Here is a 16139-nt window from a genome sequence, read left to right on the forward strand (position 1 = left end):
GTGACCAGTCGGTTCACCGAGGGTACCTGCCGCCACCGACGGCCCGGTGGCTCAGGCGGGCTTGCGGTACAGCCCGCGCTTGTCGATGTACCGGACCACGCCGTCGGGCACCAGGTACCAGATCGGTTCGTCGCGCTCGACCCGCTCCCGGCAGGTCGTCGACGAGATGGCCATCGCGGTCACCTCCACGAGGCTCACCTTGCCGCTGGGGAGGTGGTGGTCGTTGAGCCGGTAGCCGGGGCGGGTGACGCCGATGAAGTGCGCCAGGGTGAACAGCTCGTCGGCGTTGTGCCAGGTCAGGATCTGTTCCAGGGCGTCCGCGCCGGTGATGAAGAACAGCTCGTCCTCGGGGTACTCGGCTTTGAGGTCCCGCAGGGTGTCGACGGTGTAGGTCTCGCCGCCGCGGTCGATGTCCACCCTGCTCACCGAGAAGACCGGGTTGGAGGCGGTGGCGATGACCGTCATGAGGTAGCGGTCCTCGGCACGGGTGACTTCCCTGCTGGACTTCTGCCACGGCTGGCCCGTCGGCACGAAGATCACTTCGTCGAGGTCGAACCGGGACTGCACCTCACTGGCCGCGACGAGGTGGCCGTGGTGGACGGGGTCGAAAGTACCGCCCATGACCCCGATTCGGCGTGGTGACATGACTGGATCGTAGAAGCGCGAGTGCGCGGGTACTGCCCCGCTCCCCGGTAACAGCACCCGCGCGCCTCGCTCCGCCGGGGGTTCGAGGGGAACCTCCGGAGGCGCCGGCGAACCCGCAAGTGAACCCCGACGCGGGGGAAACCTCGCCGTCGAGCCGTCCTGATGCGACCATTTGCTGTGTCGTGCATCACATTACTCGACGACTGGTCCACTCGTGCGGCGCTCGGCTCGGTTTCGTCGGCGCCATCGGGTAGACGTGGACCCGTGGACCTTCACCTCCTGCGCGAACGAGCCGAAACGCTGCTCCAGGCATTGGCCGGCAGCGGCGCGACCCTGCGCGACGACCAGTGGACCGCGATCGAGGCGCTGGTCGCCCACCACAGGCGCGCCCTCGTCGTGCAGCGCACCGGGTGGGGCAAGTCGGCCGTGTACTTCCTCGCCACCGCACTGCTGCGCGAGCGCGGAGCCGGCCCGACGGTCATCATCTCGCCGCTGCTGGCCTTGATGCGCAACCAGATCGCGGCCGCCGGGCGCGCCGGCATCCACGCGGCGACGATGAACTCGGCGAACCCGCAGGAGTGGGACGACGTGCAGGCGCGCATCACCGCCGGTGAGATCGACGTGCTGCTGGTCAGCCCGGAGCGGCTGAACAACCCGGACTTTCGCGACAGCGTGCTGCCCAAGCTGACCGCCACGGCCGGCCTGCTGGTGGTCGACGAGGCGCACTGCATCTCCGACTGGGGGCACGACTTCCGGCCGGACTACCGGCGCCTGCGGACACTGCTCACCGGGTTGCCCGAAGGTGTCCCGGTGCTGGCGACCACCGCGACGGCCAACGACCGGGTGGTCACCGACGTCGCCGAGCAGCTCGGGCTCGGCCGGGGTGGCGACACGCTGGTCCTGCGCGGGCCGCTGGACCGGGAAAGCCTGCACCTGTCGGTGGCCGAACTGCCCACGCCACAGGCCCGGCTCGCCTGGCTCGCGGACCGCCTCGGCGAGCTGCCCGGGTCCGGCATCATCTACACGTTGACCGTCGCCGCGGCACACGACATCGCGGAGATGCTGCGGGAGCGCGGGTTTCCGGTCACGGCCTACACGGGCAAGACCGAGCCGGCCGAGCGGGAGGCGGCCGAGGACGATCTGCTCGCCAACCGGGTCAAGGCGCTGGTGGCGACCTCGGCCCTGGGAATGGGGTTCGACAAGCCCGACCTCGGGTTCGTCGTGCACGTCGGCGCGCCGTCCTCGCCGATCGCCTACTACCAGCAGGTCGGACGCGCCGGCCGCGGTGTGCGCAGGGCGGAGGTGATCCTCCTGCCCGGCGCGGAGGACGCCGAGATCTGGCGGTACTTCGGATCGCTGGCCTTCCCCGACGAGCAGCGCGTCACGCAGGTGCTCAACGCCCTCGCCTACGCCGACCGTCCATTGTCGACGGCGGCGCTCGAACCGATGGTCGAGCTGTCCCGGTCGCGACTGGAGATGGTGCTGAAGGTGCTGGATGTGGACGGTGCGGTGCGCCGCGTCAAGGGCGGCTGGGAGGCGACCGGGCAGGACTGGCACTACGAGCGCGAGCGCTACGAGCGCGTTGCCCAGGCACGGCAGGCCGAGCAGCGGGCGATGCTGGAGTACCAGTCCACCACCTCGTGCCGCATGGAGTTCCTGCGCCGACAGCTCGACGACCCCTACGCGGAGCCGTGCGGCCGATGCGACAACTGCACGGGTCTCCACCAGGACATCACCGTGTCGGCGGAAGCGGTCGAGAAGACCGACGAGCGACTCCGACGGCCCGGGGTCGAGGTGAGTCCACGCCGGCAGTGGCCAACCGGCATGGCCTCGCTCGACGTACCGCTGTCCGGGCGGATCGGGAAGGGCGAGCTCGCCGAGCCGGGCCGCACGCTCGGGCGGCTGACCGACGTCGGCTGGGGCAGCCGGCTGCGTGAGCTGGTCGGCGAGCGCGCCGCCGACGGTGAGGTACCCGAAGCGGTGTTCCAGGCATGCGTGCAGGTCCTGGCGGCCTGGGACTGGCAGCAGCGCCCGACGGCCGTGGTGGCACTGCCGTCGGCGACACGACCGCGACTGGTGCACGACCTCGCCACCAAGCTGGCCCGGGTCGGGCGGCTGCACTTCCTCGGAGCGATGGAGAGCCGTGGCGGGCGGCCCCGCCGCGCCAACAGCGCTCAGCGGGTGGCCGACCTGTGGCAATCGCTTGCCATACCGGGTGATCTCATCGCGACGCTTTCCGGCGTGGACGGTCCGGTGTTGCTTGTGGACGATCTCGTGGACACGGGCTGGACCATGACGCTGGCTGCCCGGCTGCTGCGTCAGGCCGGTGCACCAGCGGTGCTGCCCTTCGCCCTGGCGAGTACGAACTAAGGGGATCTATCGGCTGATGATGACGTTCGGCGCTGCGCAAGGTGGGAGGAACGGGGTGATGGATCGGTAGGAGGGATGCGGGCGGCGTGGCTTGCACCTGACAGACGGCGGTGATGGCCGCAGCGGACCGCGGACGGGCAGGCATGGCCCCGGCGCGCCACGGCGACCCGGCAGCTCAGCGGTCTCAGCAGTCTCAGCGGGTGCTGCGCCTCAGCGGCGCGACGGCCCAGCGGCCCGGCGGCTCAGCGGCCCGGCGGCTCAGCGGGTGCTGCGCCTCAGCGGCGCGGCGGCGCGACGGCTCAACGCCCGGCGGCTCAACGCCCGGCGGCTCAGCGGCGCGGCGGCTCAGCGGCGCAGCGGCGCGGCGGCGCGGCGGCTCCGGGCGTGGCGGCTCAGGGCCCAGCGGCTCAGGGCCCGGCGCTGGCGGCCTGGCGAACCAAAGACCTGACGGTCCAACGGCGCGACGGTCCAGCGGCACGGCGGGTCAGCGCACGGCTGCCCAGCGGCACGGCAGGCCAACGTCCCGCCCGCCGGCAGCTCGGCGATCCAAAGGCCCGACGGTCCAACTGCCCGACGGTCCAACTGCCCGACGGTCCAACTGCCCGACGGTCCGGCAGGCAGCGGCACGGCAGGCCAGCAGCACGGCGGCGGCCGGCACTTCTGGACGGGTGGGGGCTCGGGCTTCGGGCCGCTCGCCGGGAGTATCGGGCTCATGTCCGGGATCACGTGCTCGGTCGGGGCCGCCGAGCACGGGAGCAGGGCGGAAGCAGCACCTGCTCACCGTCGGGATCAGGCCGACCGGTCCGGACCCGCTCGTGGGCTCCGCGACGGGAGGCACGAGTGGCGCCTCAGCAGGTGGACGAGCGCGAAGCAGCGCCGACACCCGGCTGCCCAACATCCCCCCGGAGTCCCGGGCAGCACCCAGGAGCCCGGGAAGACGGCCGAGCGCACCCGGTTCAGGCGAAAAGTCACCTTTCCCTTCCCGCCGCGGTATGGCATTGTCCCACTCGATCGGGTGAACGTGGAGGCGTGCATGGTGGAGTCGCAGATCGGTGGCGGGGTTCGGCATCGGCTGCCGGTCCGGAAGTTGTTCGCGGCCAGCGTCGGCAACGCGCTGGAGTGGTTCGACTGGACGATCTACGCCACCTTCAGCATCTACTTCGCCACGGCGTTCTTCCCCGCGGGCAACGACCTGCTGGCCCAGATCAACACGTTCGCGACCTACGCGCTCGCCTTCTTCTTCCGGCCCCTGGGCGGGCTGCTCCTCGGCCGGTTCGCCGACGTCCGCGGCCGCAAACCCGCCATGCTCCTCACCATCAGCCTGATGGCAGGTGGCTCCGTGGTGATCGCCATCCTGCCGACCTTCCACCAAGTCGGATGGCTCGCCCCGGTCCTGCTGCTCCTCGCCCGCGTCGCGCAGGGATTGTCCCTCGGAGGCGAGGTGTCCAACGCCTCCGCCTACCTCGGTGAGATCGCCCCGCCCAGGTGGCGCGGCCGCTACTCCTCGTTCTTCTACATCTCCACCGGCTCCGCGGTCCTGCTCGCCTCGGTGCTCGGGTTCGTGCTCGCCCGCACCATGGACAAGCCCGACCTGAGCTCCTACGGCTGGCGCATCCCGTTCCTGCTCGGCGGCGTCCTCGGCATGATCGGGCTGTGGCTGCGGCGCAGCCTCTCCGAGACCGAGCAGTTCGAGCAGAACAAAAGCCGCGCCCAGCGCGTGCGCCGCCCGCTGCTGACGACCCTGCGCGAACACCCCAAGGCCGTCGTCCAGCTCGTCGGCATCACCATGCTGTCGACGCTGTGCTACTACACGTTCTTCAGCGCCCTCACGCCGTTCGCGGTCAAAACCCGCCACGCGAACGACGTCGACGTCTTCCTCGCCCTGTCCATCGGCACCGCGCTGTTCGTCGCGCTGCAATACCCCTACGGTGCGCTCTCCGACCGCATCGGCCGTAAACCCCAGCTGTTCGCCTGGTCCGCGGCCACGGCGATCCTCATCGTGCCGCTGTCCACGCTCGTCAAACCCGGACTGGGCAACCTGATCGTCGTCTTCTGCGTCGGCCTCGGGCTCTACGCGGCCCTGTCCAGCCTCGCCCCCGCGATCATGAGCGAGCTGTTCCCCACCGAACTGCGCGGGCTGGGCATCGGCGCCTGGTACAACCTCACCGTCGCCCTGTTCGGCGGCACCGCACCGCTCGTCATCAGCGCACTGTCCGCCGCCGGGGCCTCGATCCTGTTCTTCTGGTACGTCGCCGCCGGCGCGGCCATCGCGTTCCTGGTGCTGCTCACCCTGCCCGAAACCAAGGGCAGCGAACTGCGCTAACGGCGGAACGGCACCAGATCGTCGGCGTGCACGACCTCCCGGCGATGCTCCTCCGGCAGCTCATGGCTCGACCGGCCGATCAGCTCCGGCAACTCCCCCGCGTCGAACGCCACCACCCCGCGCGCCACCACGCGCTGCGCCGCGTCGACCAGCTCGACGACGTCGCCGGCCTCGAAATCACCGTCCACACCGGTGATCCCGGCCGCCAGCAGGGACCGGCGCCGGCGCACCACGGCGGCCACCGCGCCGTCGTCGAGGTGCAGCCGGCCCCGCGTGCCGGCCGCGTAACCGAGCCAGAACCGGCGCGCGGACAAGCGGGACTCGGCGGCGTGGAAGGCGGTGCCGACCTCCGCGGTGGACAACGCTCGGGCAGCCTCGGACGCCGCAGCCAGCAGCACCGGGATCCCCGCCGAGGCGGCAGTGCGCGCCGCGGCCAGTTTGGACACCATGCCGCCGGTACCGAGCCCGGAGCTGGACATGCCCACCGCAATGCCCTCGACGTCCGCGGGCCCGGTCACCTCGGCGATCCGCCGCGTCGAGCCCGAGCGCGGGTCCCCGTCGTACAGGCCGTCCACATCGGACAACAGAACCAGCGCATCCGCGCCGATCAGGTGCGCCACCAGCGCCGCCAGCCGGTCGTTGTCGCCGAACTTGATCTCCTCCGTGGCCACGGTGTCGTTCTCGTTGACCACCGGCACCGCGCCCAGCGTGAGCAACCGGGAGAACGTTCGCTGCGCGTTGCGGTAATGCGCGCGCCGCACCACGTCGTCGGAGGTCAGCAGCACCTGGCCGACGGTCAGCGAATACCGCCCGAACGACTCGGCGTAGGCGTGCGCGAGCTGCAACTGACCGACGCTCGCCGCGGCCTGCTGGGTCGCGAGGTCGCGTGGCCGCTTGCCCAGGGCCAGCGGCGCCAGCCCGGCGCCGATCGCGCCCGAGGAAACCAGCACGATCTGGCTGCCCCGCGCGATCCGCGACGCGATGGCGTCGACCAGCGCGTTCAGCCGCGTCACATCGAGCCCGTCGCCGGCGGTGGTCAGTGCCGAGGAACCGACCTTGACGACCAGTCGATCCGCCGCCGCGACGGCTTCGCGGGCCACGCTCATTGTCCTGCCGAGTCCTCGGGCTCGTCCGGGCCGTCGCGCCGGATGCGCCGGGCCTCCTTGCGTTCCGCGGCCGAGACGCGGTTGTTCTTCTCCAGCCGCGGGTCGGTGCCCCGGCCGGTCAGGTGCGCCGCCACACCCGGCGTCGACGGCTCCCACTCGAACGTGATGTCGCCGATCGTCACCGGGCAGCCGGGCTCGGCCCCGCGCTTGGCCAGAGCGTCCTCCACACCGAGCCGGTTGAGCCGGTCGGCGAGGTAGCCCACGGCCTCGTCGTTGCCGAAGTCGGTCTGCCGGATCCACCGCTCGGGACGGGCGCCCCGCACGATGAAGCCGCCCGGCTCCTCGGGGTCCTCCTCGATGGTGAAGCCCGAATCGTCCACCGCGGCCGGACGCAGCACGATCCGCGTCGGCTCCGCCTCGGGCTGCGCCGCCCGGTACTTCTCGACCTCCCGGGCCAGCGCGTAGGTCAGCTCCCGCAGACCCTGCCGCGTCACGGTGGAAACCTCGAACACCGGCAGGCCGCGCGCCTCGAACTCGGGCCGCACCATCTCGGCCAGCTCGGCCGCGTCCGGCACGTCGGTCTTGTTGAGCACCACCACCCGCGGCCGCTCGTCCAGGTCGCCACCGAGCGCAGGCGTGTAGCGGGCCAGCTCGGATTCCAGGGCGTCCACGTCGGACACCGGGTCGCGGCCCGGCTCGAAGGTGGCGCAGTCGACGACGTGCACCAGCACGGCGCAGCGCTCGATGTGGCGGAGGAAGTCCAGGCCGAGCCCCTTGCCCTCGCTGGCGCCCGGGATCAGGCCGGGCACGTCGGCCATCGTGAACACGGTGTCGCCCGCGTTGACCACGCCGAGGTTCGGCACCAGCGTGGTGAAGGGGTAGTCGGCGATCTTCGGCTTCGCCGCGGACAGCACCGAGATCAGCGACGACTTGCCGGCCGACGGGAACCCGAGCAGGCCCGCGTCGGCGACCGAACGCAGCTCCAGCACCAGGCTGCGCTGCTCACCGGGCTCGCCGAGCAGCGCGAACCCGGGCGCCTTGCGCGCCTTGGACGCCAGCGCCGCGTTGCCGAGGCCCCCGCGCCCGCCCTGCGCGGCGACGAACGTCGTGCCCGGGCCGACCAGGTCCGCCAGGACCTCACCGTCCTCGGACAGCACGACGGTGCCGTCGGGCACCTTCAGCTCCAGGGTCTCGCCCGCCGCGCCGGCGCGGTTGCTGCCCTGGCCCTGGCGGCCGTTGGTGGCCTTGGCGTGCGGGTGGAAGTGGAAGTCGAGCAGCGTGTGCACGTTCGGGTCGACGACCAGGAGCACATCGCCGCCGTTGCCGCCGTTGCCCCCGTCGGGACCGCCGAGCGGCTTGAACTTCTCGCGGTGGATCGAGGCACAGCCGTGCCCGCCGTCGCCCGCGGCGACGTGGATCACCGCGCGGTCAACGAACCGGGACGCCATCGTGAAGCCTCTTCTCGTTCTTCGAATGGGATGTTCAGCCACCCTCAGCAACAAGGGGCGGGACCGGATCTGTTCCGGGCCCGCCCCTCGCTGAAGGTGCTGGGTTGTCTAGCCGGACCCTCAGGCCTCGGCCGGGACGATGTTGACCGTCTTGCGGCCACGCTTCGAGCCGAACTCCACGGTGCCCGCCGACAGGGCGAACAGCGTGTCGTCGCCGCCGCGGCCGACGTTCAGGCCGGGGTGGAACTTGGTGCCGCGCTGGCGGACCAGGATCTCACCGGCGTTCACGAGCTGACCACCGTAGCGCTTGACGCCGAGGTACTGGGGGTTGGAGTCGCGCCCGTTGCGGGAGCTGGACGCACCCTTCTTGTGTGCCATGGCTCCTGCAGCTCCTTACTTCGTGATTCCGGTGACCTCGACGCGGGTCAGCTGCTGACGGTGACCCTGCCGCTTGTGGTACCCGGTCTTGTTCTTGAACTTGTGGATGCGGATCTTGGGACCCTTGGTCTGCTCGACGACCTTGCCGGTGACCGAGATCTTCGCGAGCGCTTCGGCATCCGCCGTGACATCGCTGCCGTCGACGTACAGCACGGCGGGGAAAGAGTGCTCGGTGCCCGGCTTGCCCTCGAGCTTCTCGACCTCGACGACGTCGCCGACGGCCACCTTGTACTGCTTGCCGCCGGTCTTGACGATCGCGTACGCCGACACGGAAGTCTCCTGCTAACTCGACAATGGGTGAGGGCTTGCGCCACGTCCCGCGGGATGCGGTCCAGTGATCGCGCCATAGCCCGTCCGGGGACGGGCCGTCTTACAGGTTACGTGACGCCCCGGCGCCTGCCGACACCGGGGCTCACGAAGGTGGATCAGCTCTGCTCCGAGGCGTGCACCGGCGGACCGGCCGGGCGGGACGCCGCGCGACGCGGGCGCCGGCGGGCCGTCCGGGTGGCCGGCGTGGGCACGCTGACGTCCGCAGCGGACTGTTCCTGGGCCGCCTCGGCGGGGGTCTCCGCGGCTTCCGCCGGCTCGTCCGTCACGGGCTTCTGCGGTGCGTCCGCCCGGCCGGCCGGACCGGCCGTCACGGGCACCTGCGCAGCCGGCGACGGCTCGCTGGGCTCCGGCGGCGCGGCCGGCCTGCGGGCCACGCGGCGGGCCCGGGAGCTCACCGGGCGCTCCGAACGCTCCGGCCCGGCCTGCTCCGGTTCGGCCTGCTCCGGTTCGGCTGCCGCCGCGGACCGGGCAGTGGCGGGCGTCTCCGCCGCCGCGGAGGGACCGGAAGCGTCAGCTGACGCATCGGCCTCGCCGGTGGCGGCCTCGACCGCCGCGCCGGGCCTGGCCGGGGCATCGGCAGACGGAATCCGGCGAGCGGACGCCGGAGCCTCGGTGGCCTTCTCGTCCGGGGCCGGGGTGTCCACGGACCGCGCCGTCCCGGAGTGGTCCACGGCGACGTCCCCGGACCCTGCCTCGTCGGGACCCGCCGAGATCGTCCCGGCCCTGCCGCGCCGGGCAGCGGACCGCTCACCGGCCTTCGCCCCGCCCCGGGTCCGGCCGGGCTTCTCCCCGCGCTCCGCGCCGTGCGCGGCACCGCCGTCGGCCGGCTTGTCACCCTCGGTTTTCGTCGAGGCGATCTTCGCGGCCTTCGCCATCGCCTCGACCGCCGACAACGTGCTCTCACGCTGCACCGGCGAGGGCTCCGGGCTCTTCGGCTCCGCCTGCGGCTCCTCGGCCTTGCCCCGGCCGCGGGACCGGCGCGAACCACCACCGCCGCCACCGCCGCCGTGCTGGTGCCCGCCGTTGCCGCCGTTACCCGACTTGACCGGTTCGGTCGACACGACGACCCCGCGGCCCTTGCAGTGCTCGCACGTGGTGGAGAACGCCTCGAGCAGACCGGTGCCGATCTTCTTGCGGGTCATCTGCACCAGGCCCAGCGAGGTGACCTCGGCGACCTGGTGCCGGGTGCGGTCCCGGCCGAGGCACTCCGTCAGCCGCTTGAGCACCAGTTCGCGGTTGGACTCCAGCACCATGTCGATGAAGTCGATCACGATGATGCCGCCGATGTCGCGCAGCCGCAGCTGGCGCACGATCTCCTCGGCCGACTCCAGGTTGTTGCGGGTGACCGTCTCCTCGAGGTTGCCACCCGACCCGGTGAACTTGCCGGTGTTGACGTCGATCACCGTCATCGCCTCGGTGCGGTCGATGACGAGGTAACCGCCGGAGGGCAGCCAGACCTTGCGGTCCAGCGCCTTGGTCAGCTGCTCGTCGATGCGGTGGTCGGCGAGGACGTCACCGGTGCCGACGTAGCGCTTGACCCGCGACGTGAGGTCGGGAGCGACGTGGTCTACGTAGGCGCGGATGGTCTCCCAGGCCGTGTCGCCCTGGACCTCGAGCGAGACGAAGTCCTCGGTGAACAGGTCGCGAACGACCTTGACCAGCAGGTCCGGCTCCTCGTAGAGCATGACCGGGGCGGACGACTTCTTGCTGCCGGACGCCGCGTCGGCCTTCTCCTTGACGACCTCCCACTGCGCCTTCAGCCGGCGGACGTCGCGTTCCAGCTCCTCCTCGCTGATGCCCTCCGAGGCAGTGCGGATGATCACGCCGGCGTCCTCGGGGACGATCCGCTTGAGGATGTCCTTGAGCCGCCGCCGCTCGTTCTCCGGCAGCTTGCGGGAGATGCCGGTGGCGCCACCGGAGGGCATGTAGACCAGGAAGCGGCCGGGCAGCGAGATCTGGGTGGTCAGCCGGGCGCCCTTGTGCCCGACCGGGTCCTTGGTGACCTGGACCAGCACGTTGTCGCCGGTCGACAGGGCCTGCTCGATCTTGCGGGACTTGCCCTCCAGGCCGGCGGCGTCCCAGTCGACCTCGCCGGCGTAGAGCACGGCGTTGCGGCCGCGGCCGATGTCGACGAACGCGGCCTCCATCGAGGGCAGCACGTTCTGCACGCGCCCGAGGTAGACGTTGCCGACGATCGAGCCGCTGCCCTGCGAGGTCACGAAGTGCTCGACCAGGACACCGTCCTCGAGCACCGCGATCTGGGTGTGCTCGCCGCGCTCGGCGACCACCATGGTGCGCTCCACCGACTCGCGGCGGGCGAGGAACTCGGCCTCGGACAGGATCGGCGCGCGGCGGCGGCCGGCCTCGCGGCCGTCCCGGCGGCGCTGGCGCTTGGCCTCGAGGCGGGTCGAACCGCGCACGCTGCGCACGCCGTCCGAGCTGCTGGTGCTCTTGTCCTCGGCCTTGGTCTCCCGGACGTGGACGACGGTGTTCGGCGGGTCGTCGCCGGTGGACTCGGCGGCGTCGGAGTCGGTGCCCTTGCGGCGGCGGCGGCGACGGCGGCGACGGCTCGAGCCGTCGGCCTCGTCGGTGTCGTCCGTGGACTCGCCCTCGTCCGCGGTGTCCTCGTCGTCGGCCTTGCCGGCGTCCTCGGCCGGCCGGGTCTCGCCGGATGGCCGGGAATCGGCGTCCGCAGCCTCACCGGTGTCGGTGCTGTCGGTGGCGTTCTCGTCGCCGCCCTTGCCGCGGCCACGGCCACGGCGGCCGCGGCGGCGCCGACGGCGGCCGGCGCCGTCCTCACCGTCGTCGCCGTCCTCGTCCGGACCGGCTTCCTCGACCGGGGCCGGCCGGGCGGCCGTCGCCTCGGCGGCGGTGGCCTCCGGCGGGAGGAACACCGGCGACGGCGCGGCGAACACCGGCATGTGCGGCGCGCGCTTCGGCTCCCGCACGCGCTTCGGCTCCGGGGTGGGCTCCGGCTCGGCCGTGACCTCGGGAGTGGTCTCACGCTTGCGAGCGGTTGCCGGCGCGGCCGCGGCCGGGGCGGCCTGGGCGGCCGGCTCCGGGGCAGGCGTCTCGGCGACCGGCTCCGGCGCGCTCTCCGCAACCGGGCCGGGCGCGGCCGCCGTGTTCTCGGCGGGGACGACCGCCTCGGGGGCGGACGCCTCCTCGGCGGCCTGCTCGTCGGCCGGGGCGAGCGCCTCGGCAACCCGCACCGCGACCTCCCGCGGCACGCTCGACTGGGCGCTACGTGCGGTCTCCCCCAGTTCGCTGAGCTTCGCCAGCACGACCCGGCTGTTGGAGCCGAGCAGCTTCGCCAGGGCGTGCACCCGGACGCGGGGCGGCAGTTCGCCCAGCGGGCCGGTTGCGGGTACGGCGGTGTTCCCGCCGGTGTTCTCGGCGGGTGTGTCCGCGTTCGACATACATCTCCTCCGCCCCCGGGCGCGTCCCAGCCGCTCGGGCTGGCGGACGCGGCCGCACAGGGGCCCTTCCTGTCTGGTCCGCCGGGGTGGTCACCGCCGGCGGGAATCCTGTGCCTCGTCTCACCCCGACGGCGCCGGGGTCCGGCTCCCGCCGATGGCAGGTCCACTCGGTGACGAGCCGTCCAAGCCGGCGGTTCCCGTCCGCCTGCCGCTCGTCGAGCCACCCAGGTGGGTCCTGGCGGCGACGACCTGGCGCTCTTCCAGCCTGTCTCCGGGCCACCACCCCCGACGGACCGCAGGTCGCGGGCGTATCGGCGGAAGCAGCCAACCCGAGTATCCCACACGGTGCCTCCGGTGCGGTGTAGTCGGTGCCGACAGTGGCCTGACCACGGCCGGGCGAACTTGCGCGTCGCGCTTGTCGCTGCCGGGCGGGGTGGCTTAGCGTGCGGCAGAACGATCTCGGCTTCCGCCGCTGTTCGCCCTGTTGGAGGTCCCCGGTGCGCGCCCTCGGACGATCACTCGTCGCGGTGGCGTGCGCCACCCTGGTGATCACGCCGGCCCGCGCCACGGCGGCGGAACCGGAGCGAACGTGCGATGACGGCGCGCCGACCGTGCCCTACCTGGTGGTCTTCGACGGCGACACGCCGCGGGCGGCGGCCCGGGACCAGGTACGGGACGCGTGCGGGGAACTGACCGGGTACTACCCGCAGATCGGCGTGGGCGTCGCGGACGCCGACGCCGGCTTCGCGACTCGGCTGGGAGCGGGCCGCGCCTACAGCGCGCAGAACGAACGGCGTGCCGCGCAGCGGCCGGTGCGGCGCGCGGTGGAGGCGACCGTTCCGGCGCAGGTGCCCACGGCCGACCGGTCCGCCGAGCAGTGGAACCTCACCGCGGTGGGCGGGCCCGGCACGGGCAGCCCGGACGTCGTGGTCGGCGTGCTGGACTCCGGCATCGACCCCGACCACCCCGACCTGGCCGCGGCGCTGGACCGCGACGACTCGGCGAGCTGCGTCGGCGGCACCGCCGATCCCGCCGAGGACGCGTGGCGCGCCACCACCTCCGGGCACGGCACCCACGTGGCCGGCATCATCGCCGCGGCCGACGACGGCCGCGGCACTACCGGGGTCGCACCCGGGACGCGTGTGGCCTCGGTGAAGGTCGTCGACGACCGCGGGATCGTCACACCCGAGGCCGTGGTGTGCGGGCTGATGTGGGCGGCCGAACACCGGATGGCGGTCACCAACAGCAGCGTCGCGATCAACACGTGGGGCGCGTTCTGCACCTGGTCGCCCGGGCGCGAGGTGGTTCGCGAAGCCATCGGGCGGGCCGCGGCCTACTCGGCCGCGCGGGGGACCCTGAACGTGGCCGCCGCGACGAACGAAGCCACCGACCTGAGCCGGCCCGCCGGCGCGTGCGCGGCGCTGCCCGCAACCGCGCGGGACGTGCTGGCGGTGTCCGCGGTGGGGCGGGACGGGACGAAGACGCGCTACAGCTCGTACGGACTCGGCATGGTGGACCTGACCGCGCCGGGTGGCGACGGTGACGACTGCGTGCTCTCGACCGTGCCGGGCGGCTACGGGAAGCTGTGCGGCACGTCGATGGCGGCACCGCACGTGGCGGGAGCCGCGGCGGTGGAGGCCGCGGCCCGGCCGGGAGCGACATCCGCGGACCTGAAGCAGGCGCTGGAAGCGCGTGCGCGGCCGGTGCCGTGCCCGGCGAAGTCCGACCTCACCGGCGACGGACGGCCGGCGGCGTTCTGCGCCGGGTACACCCGGTACAACAGCTTCTACGGGCACGGGCTGGTGCAGACCGGGGCGGGCTGATCGGACGGGTCAGCGGAGGAGCGGCCCGCCGCGCCGGCGGGCCGCGCCCCGGACGCCGAGCACCGTGAGTGCCACCAGGCAGGCGATGCGACCGATCATGCCGGGGTGCGGCGAGCCGACGGCCGACATGGCAGAGGGGGCTCCCGCGGCCCCGGAAGCCCCCTCCACCAGTTCCGTCACAGGTCGGGGAACCAGAGCTTCAGCTCGCGCTCGGCCGACTCGGGCGAGTCCGAGCCGTGCACCAGGTTGAACTGCGTCTCCAGGCCGTAGTCCCCGCGCAGGGTGCCGGGGGTGGCCTTCTCCACCGGGTCGGTGCCGCCGGCGAGCTGCCGGAAGGCCGCGATCGCCCGCACGCCCTCGACCGCGATCGCCACGACCGGGCCGGAGGTGATGAACTCCAGCAGGTCGCCGAAGAACGGCTTGTCCTTGTGCTCGGCGTAGTGCTCCTCGGCAACCGAACGCTCGACGGTGCGCAGCTCGAGCGCGGCCAGCTTCAGCCCCTTGCGTTCGATGCGCGAAATGACCTCGCCGACGAGGCCGCGCTGTACGCCGTCGGGCTTGACCAGGACCAGCGTGCGTTCACTCACGACTGCGTTTCTCCTTCAGAACACGTGCATGGAATGACCGGAAGCCTACTGGCCTGGTCAGCGCTGCGGTTCCAGGGTCGTCGACCACAGCGCGGCACCCGCGCCGTCGCGGAGATCGACCCGCAGTTCACCGGTGCGCCCGTCGATGTTGATTTCGCCGAAATGCTGGAAACCGACCATCGGCGACGCGTTCGCCGTGGGCGGGGCGTGCACGAAAACCGCCTCCGGGCCGAACGTCGGGTCGAGTGTGTTCGGGCCGAACGCCCCGGCGTGCAGCGGGCCGGAAACGAATTCCCAGAACGGGTCGAAATCGCCCACCGCGGCCCGGTCGGGCGAATAGTGGTGGGCCGCGGTGTAGTGCACGTCCGCGGTCAGCCACACCACGTTGCGCACCTTCCGCTTCGCCAGTTCCCGCAGCACCCACGCGATTTCGCTTTCCCGGCCGGCCGGGGCGCCGGGCCGGTTGTTCGCCACGCCCTCGATGCCGGAGCCGTCGAGCACCGCGAGGCCGATCGGCAGGTCGGCCTGCACGATCTTCCACGTGGCGCGGCTGCGGCTGAGCCCGTCCACCAGCCACTGCGCCTGCTTCTCGCCGAGGATGTGCCCGGGCTCGGTCTGGTCGGCGGTGTTGGCGTCCTTGTAACTGCGCATGTCGAGGACGAACACCTCGAGCCGCGAGCCGTAGGGGAAGCTGCGGTACACCCGGCCGTCGACCGCGCGCCGCGGGTCGATCGGCTGCCACTCGTGGAACGCCTGGAACGCCCGGGCGGCGAGAACGTCGACGCGCTTCTCGGTGTACTGCGGCAGGTCCAGGATTTCGCCGGGATACCAGTTGTTGGTCACCTCGTGGTCGTCCCATTGCACGTAGCTGGGCACGGCGGCGGTGAAGGCGCGGACGTTGGCGTCCAGCATGTTGTAGGCGAACTGCCCGCGGTACTCGTCGAGGGTCTCCGCGACCTTGCTCTTCTCCGGGGTGACGACGTTGCGCCACACCCGGCCGTCGGGCAGCGTGACCTTCTCGCTGAGCGGGCCGTCGGCGTACACGGTGTCCCCGCTGTGCAGGAACAAGTCGGGGCGGCGGGCGAGCATCGCGGAGTAGGCGGTCATCCCGCCGATGTCGGGGTTGATGCCCCAGCCCTGCCCGGCGACGTCACCGGACCAGGTGAGCCGCACGTCGCTGCGGCCGGCGGGGGCGGTCTTGAAGGTGCCGGTCAACGGCTCGCTGGCCGCGCGGCCGTCGAGCGATTCGGCGGTAACCCGGTAGTGCACCTCGGTGCCCGGCGCGAGCGCGGGGATCCGCAGCTTGCCGGTGCCGCCGGTGTCCGGGGTGAGCAGCGGGCCCCGGACGGTGCGCGCGTGCCGGAACGACGGGTCGCGCGAGACCTCCACGATCATCCGGGACGGCCGGTCGGCGCGCGTCCACACCAGCGCCGAGTTCGTGGTCACGTCACCGGACTGGATGCCGTGGCTGAGGACCGGGCGGTCCGGGCGGACGAGGGCGGCGCCCGCGGCGGGGCTGCCGAGGGCACCGGCGGCGAGGACACCGGCACCGACGAGGCCGGTTCTGAGGGCGGAACGGCGGGTCTGTTCGGTCATGCCGGAGTTCTATGCGGGCTCGGGGGCGACCGGGCCAACTCCGGCTGTCCGGGC

At 72.5% G+C, this 16139-nt stretch carries 11 protein-coding genes; 3 read left to right on the forward strand and 8 right to left on the reverse strand.

All coding sequences use genetic code 11. From position 1 onward, the window contains the following. Window positions 1-51: 51 nt before the first annotated feature. Complete coding sequence (nadD, locus tag FHX45_RS08040; RefSeq protein ID WP_167098152.1) at window positions 52-645, reverse strand: nicotinate-nucleotide adenylyltransferase; 594 nt, start codon at window positions 643-645, stop codon at window positions 52-54. A gap of 264 nt (window positions 646-909) precedes the next feature. On the opposite strand from nadD, the gene FHX45_RS08045 reads away from it, so the two are divergent. Both FHX45_RS08045 and FHX45_RS08050 read left to right on the forward strand, forming a co-directional pair. Continuing rightward, window positions 910-3015, forward strand: coding sequence for a RecQ family ATP-dependent DNA helicase (locus FHX45_RS08045; protein ID WP_167098154.1), 2106 nt, complete (start codon window positions 910-912; stop codon window positions 3013-3015). A 1033-nt stretch (window positions 3016-4048) separates the two neighbouring features. Next, on the forward strand, window positions 4049-5338 hold the full coding sequence (locus tag FHX45_RS08050; RefSeq protein ID WP_167098156.1) for an MFS transporter: 1290 nt from the start codon (window positions 4049-4051) through the stop codon (window positions 5336-5338). Here FHX45_RS08050 and proB read toward each other — a convergent pair. The 5 genes from proB to FHX45_RS08075 all read right to left on the reverse strand — a co-directional run bounded on the left by proB (window position 5335) and on the right by FHX45_RS08075 (window position 12079). Continuing rightward, window positions 5335-6444: a glutamate 5-kinase gene (gene proB / locus FHX45_RS08055; protein ID WP_167098158.1), complete on the reverse strand. Its 1110-nt coding sequence runs from the start codon at window positions 6442-6444 to the stop codon at window positions 5335-5337. The two genes, FHX45_RS08050 and proB, sit on opposite strands and share 4 nt — an antisense overlap. Beyond that, on the reverse strand, window positions 6441-7892 hold the full coding sequence (obgE, locus tag FHX45_RS08060; RefSeq protein ID WP_167098161.1) for a GTPase ObgE: 1452 nt from the start codon (window positions 7890-7892) through the stop codon (window positions 6441-6443). The genes proB and obgE overlap by 4 nt, the downstream gene beginning before the upstream one ends. Before the next feature lie 120 nt (window positions 7893-8012). Then, window positions 8013-8270 carry a 50S ribosomal protein L27 gene (gene rpmA, locus FHX45_RS08065; RefSeq protein WP_094007727.1) on the reverse strand — a complete coding sequence of 86 codons (258 nt, stop codon included), beginning with the start codon at window positions 8268-8270 and terminating at the stop codon, window positions 8013-8015. Between the two features lie 15 nt (window positions 8271-8285). Next, window positions 8286-8600, reverse strand: a complete 315-nt coding sequence (gene rplU / locus FHX45_RS08070; protein WP_094007728.1) for a 50S ribosomal protein L21 — start codon at window positions 8598-8600, stop codon at window positions 8286-8288. A 155-nt stretch (window positions 8601-8755) separates the two neighbouring features. Then, window positions 8756-12079 carry an Rne/Rng family ribonuclease gene (locus FHX45_RS08075; protein WP_167098163.1) on the reverse strand — a complete coding sequence of 1108 codons (3324 nt, stop codon included), beginning with the start codon at window positions 12077-12079 and terminating at the stop codon, window positions 8756-8758. Window positions 12080-12576: 497 nt separating this feature from the next. On the opposite strand from FHX45_RS08075, the gene FHX45_RS08080 reads away from it, so the two are divergent. Beyond that, window positions 12577-13902, forward strand: a complete 1326-nt coding sequence (locus FHX45_RS08080) for a S8 family serine peptidase (protein ID WP_167098166.1) — start codon at window positions 12577-12579, stop codon at window positions 13900-13902. Between the two features lie 176 nt (window positions 13903-14078). On the opposite strand, the gene ndk is transcribed toward FHX45_RS08080, so the two are convergent. Together ndk and FHX45_RS08095 are read right to left on the reverse strand one after the other, a co-directional pair. Further along, window positions 14079-14489, reverse strand: a complete 411-nt coding sequence (gene ndk / locus FHX45_RS08090; RefSeq protein ID WP_017987723.1) for a nucleoside-diphosphate kinase — start codon at window positions 14487-14489, stop codon at window positions 14079-14081. A 57-nt stretch (window positions 14490-14546) separates the two neighbouring features. Continuing rightward, the gene (locus tag FHX45_RS08095) at window positions 14547-16085 is read right to left on the reverse strand and encodes an alkaline phosphatase D family protein (RefSeq protein ID WP_167098169.1); all 1539 of its coding nucleotides are present in this window, start codon (window positions 16083-16085) and stop codon (window positions 14547-14549) included. Between the last annotated feature and the right edge of the window lie 54 nt (window positions 16086-16139).

Source organism: Amycolatopsis granulosa, from assembly GCF_011758745.1.
In the GTDB taxonomy this organism is placed as follows: Bacteria; Actinomycetota; Actinomycetes; order Mycobacteriales; family Pseudonocardiaceae; genus Amycolatopsis_E; species Amycolatopsis_E granulosa.

What these genes read in the sequence shown, in the direction of transcription:
- nadD (WP_167098152.1), bottom strand. Translation starts at nt 645, where the DNA reads ATGTCACCACGCCGAATCGGGGTCATGGGCGGTACTTTCGACCCCGTC.
- FHX45_RS08095 (WP_167098169.1), bottom strand. Translation starts at nt 16,085, where the DNA reads ATGACCGAACAGACCCGCCGTTCCGCCCTCAGAACCGGCCTCGTCGGT.
- proB (WP_167098158.1), bottom strand. Translation starts at nt 6,444, where the DNA reads ATGAGCGTGGCCCGCGAAGCCGTCGCGGCGGCGGATCGACTGGTCGTC.
- rpmA (WP_094007727.1), bottom strand. Translation starts at nt 8,270, where the DNA reads ATGGCACACAAGAAGGGTGCGTCCAGCTCCCGCAACGGGCGCGACTCC.
- FHX45_RS08075 (WP_167098163.1), bottom strand. Translation starts at nt 12,079, where the DNA reads ATGTCGAACGCGGACACACCCGCCGAGAACACCGGCGGGAACACCGCC.
- obgE (WP_167098161.1), bottom strand. Translation starts at nt 7,892, where the DNA reads ATGGCGTCCCGGTTCGTTGACCGCGCGGTGATCCACGTCGCCGCGGGC.
- FHX45_RS08050 (WP_167098156.1), top strand. Translation starts at nt 4,049, where the DNA reads ATGGTGGAGTCGCAGATCGGTGGCGGGGTTCGGCATCGGCTGCCGGTC.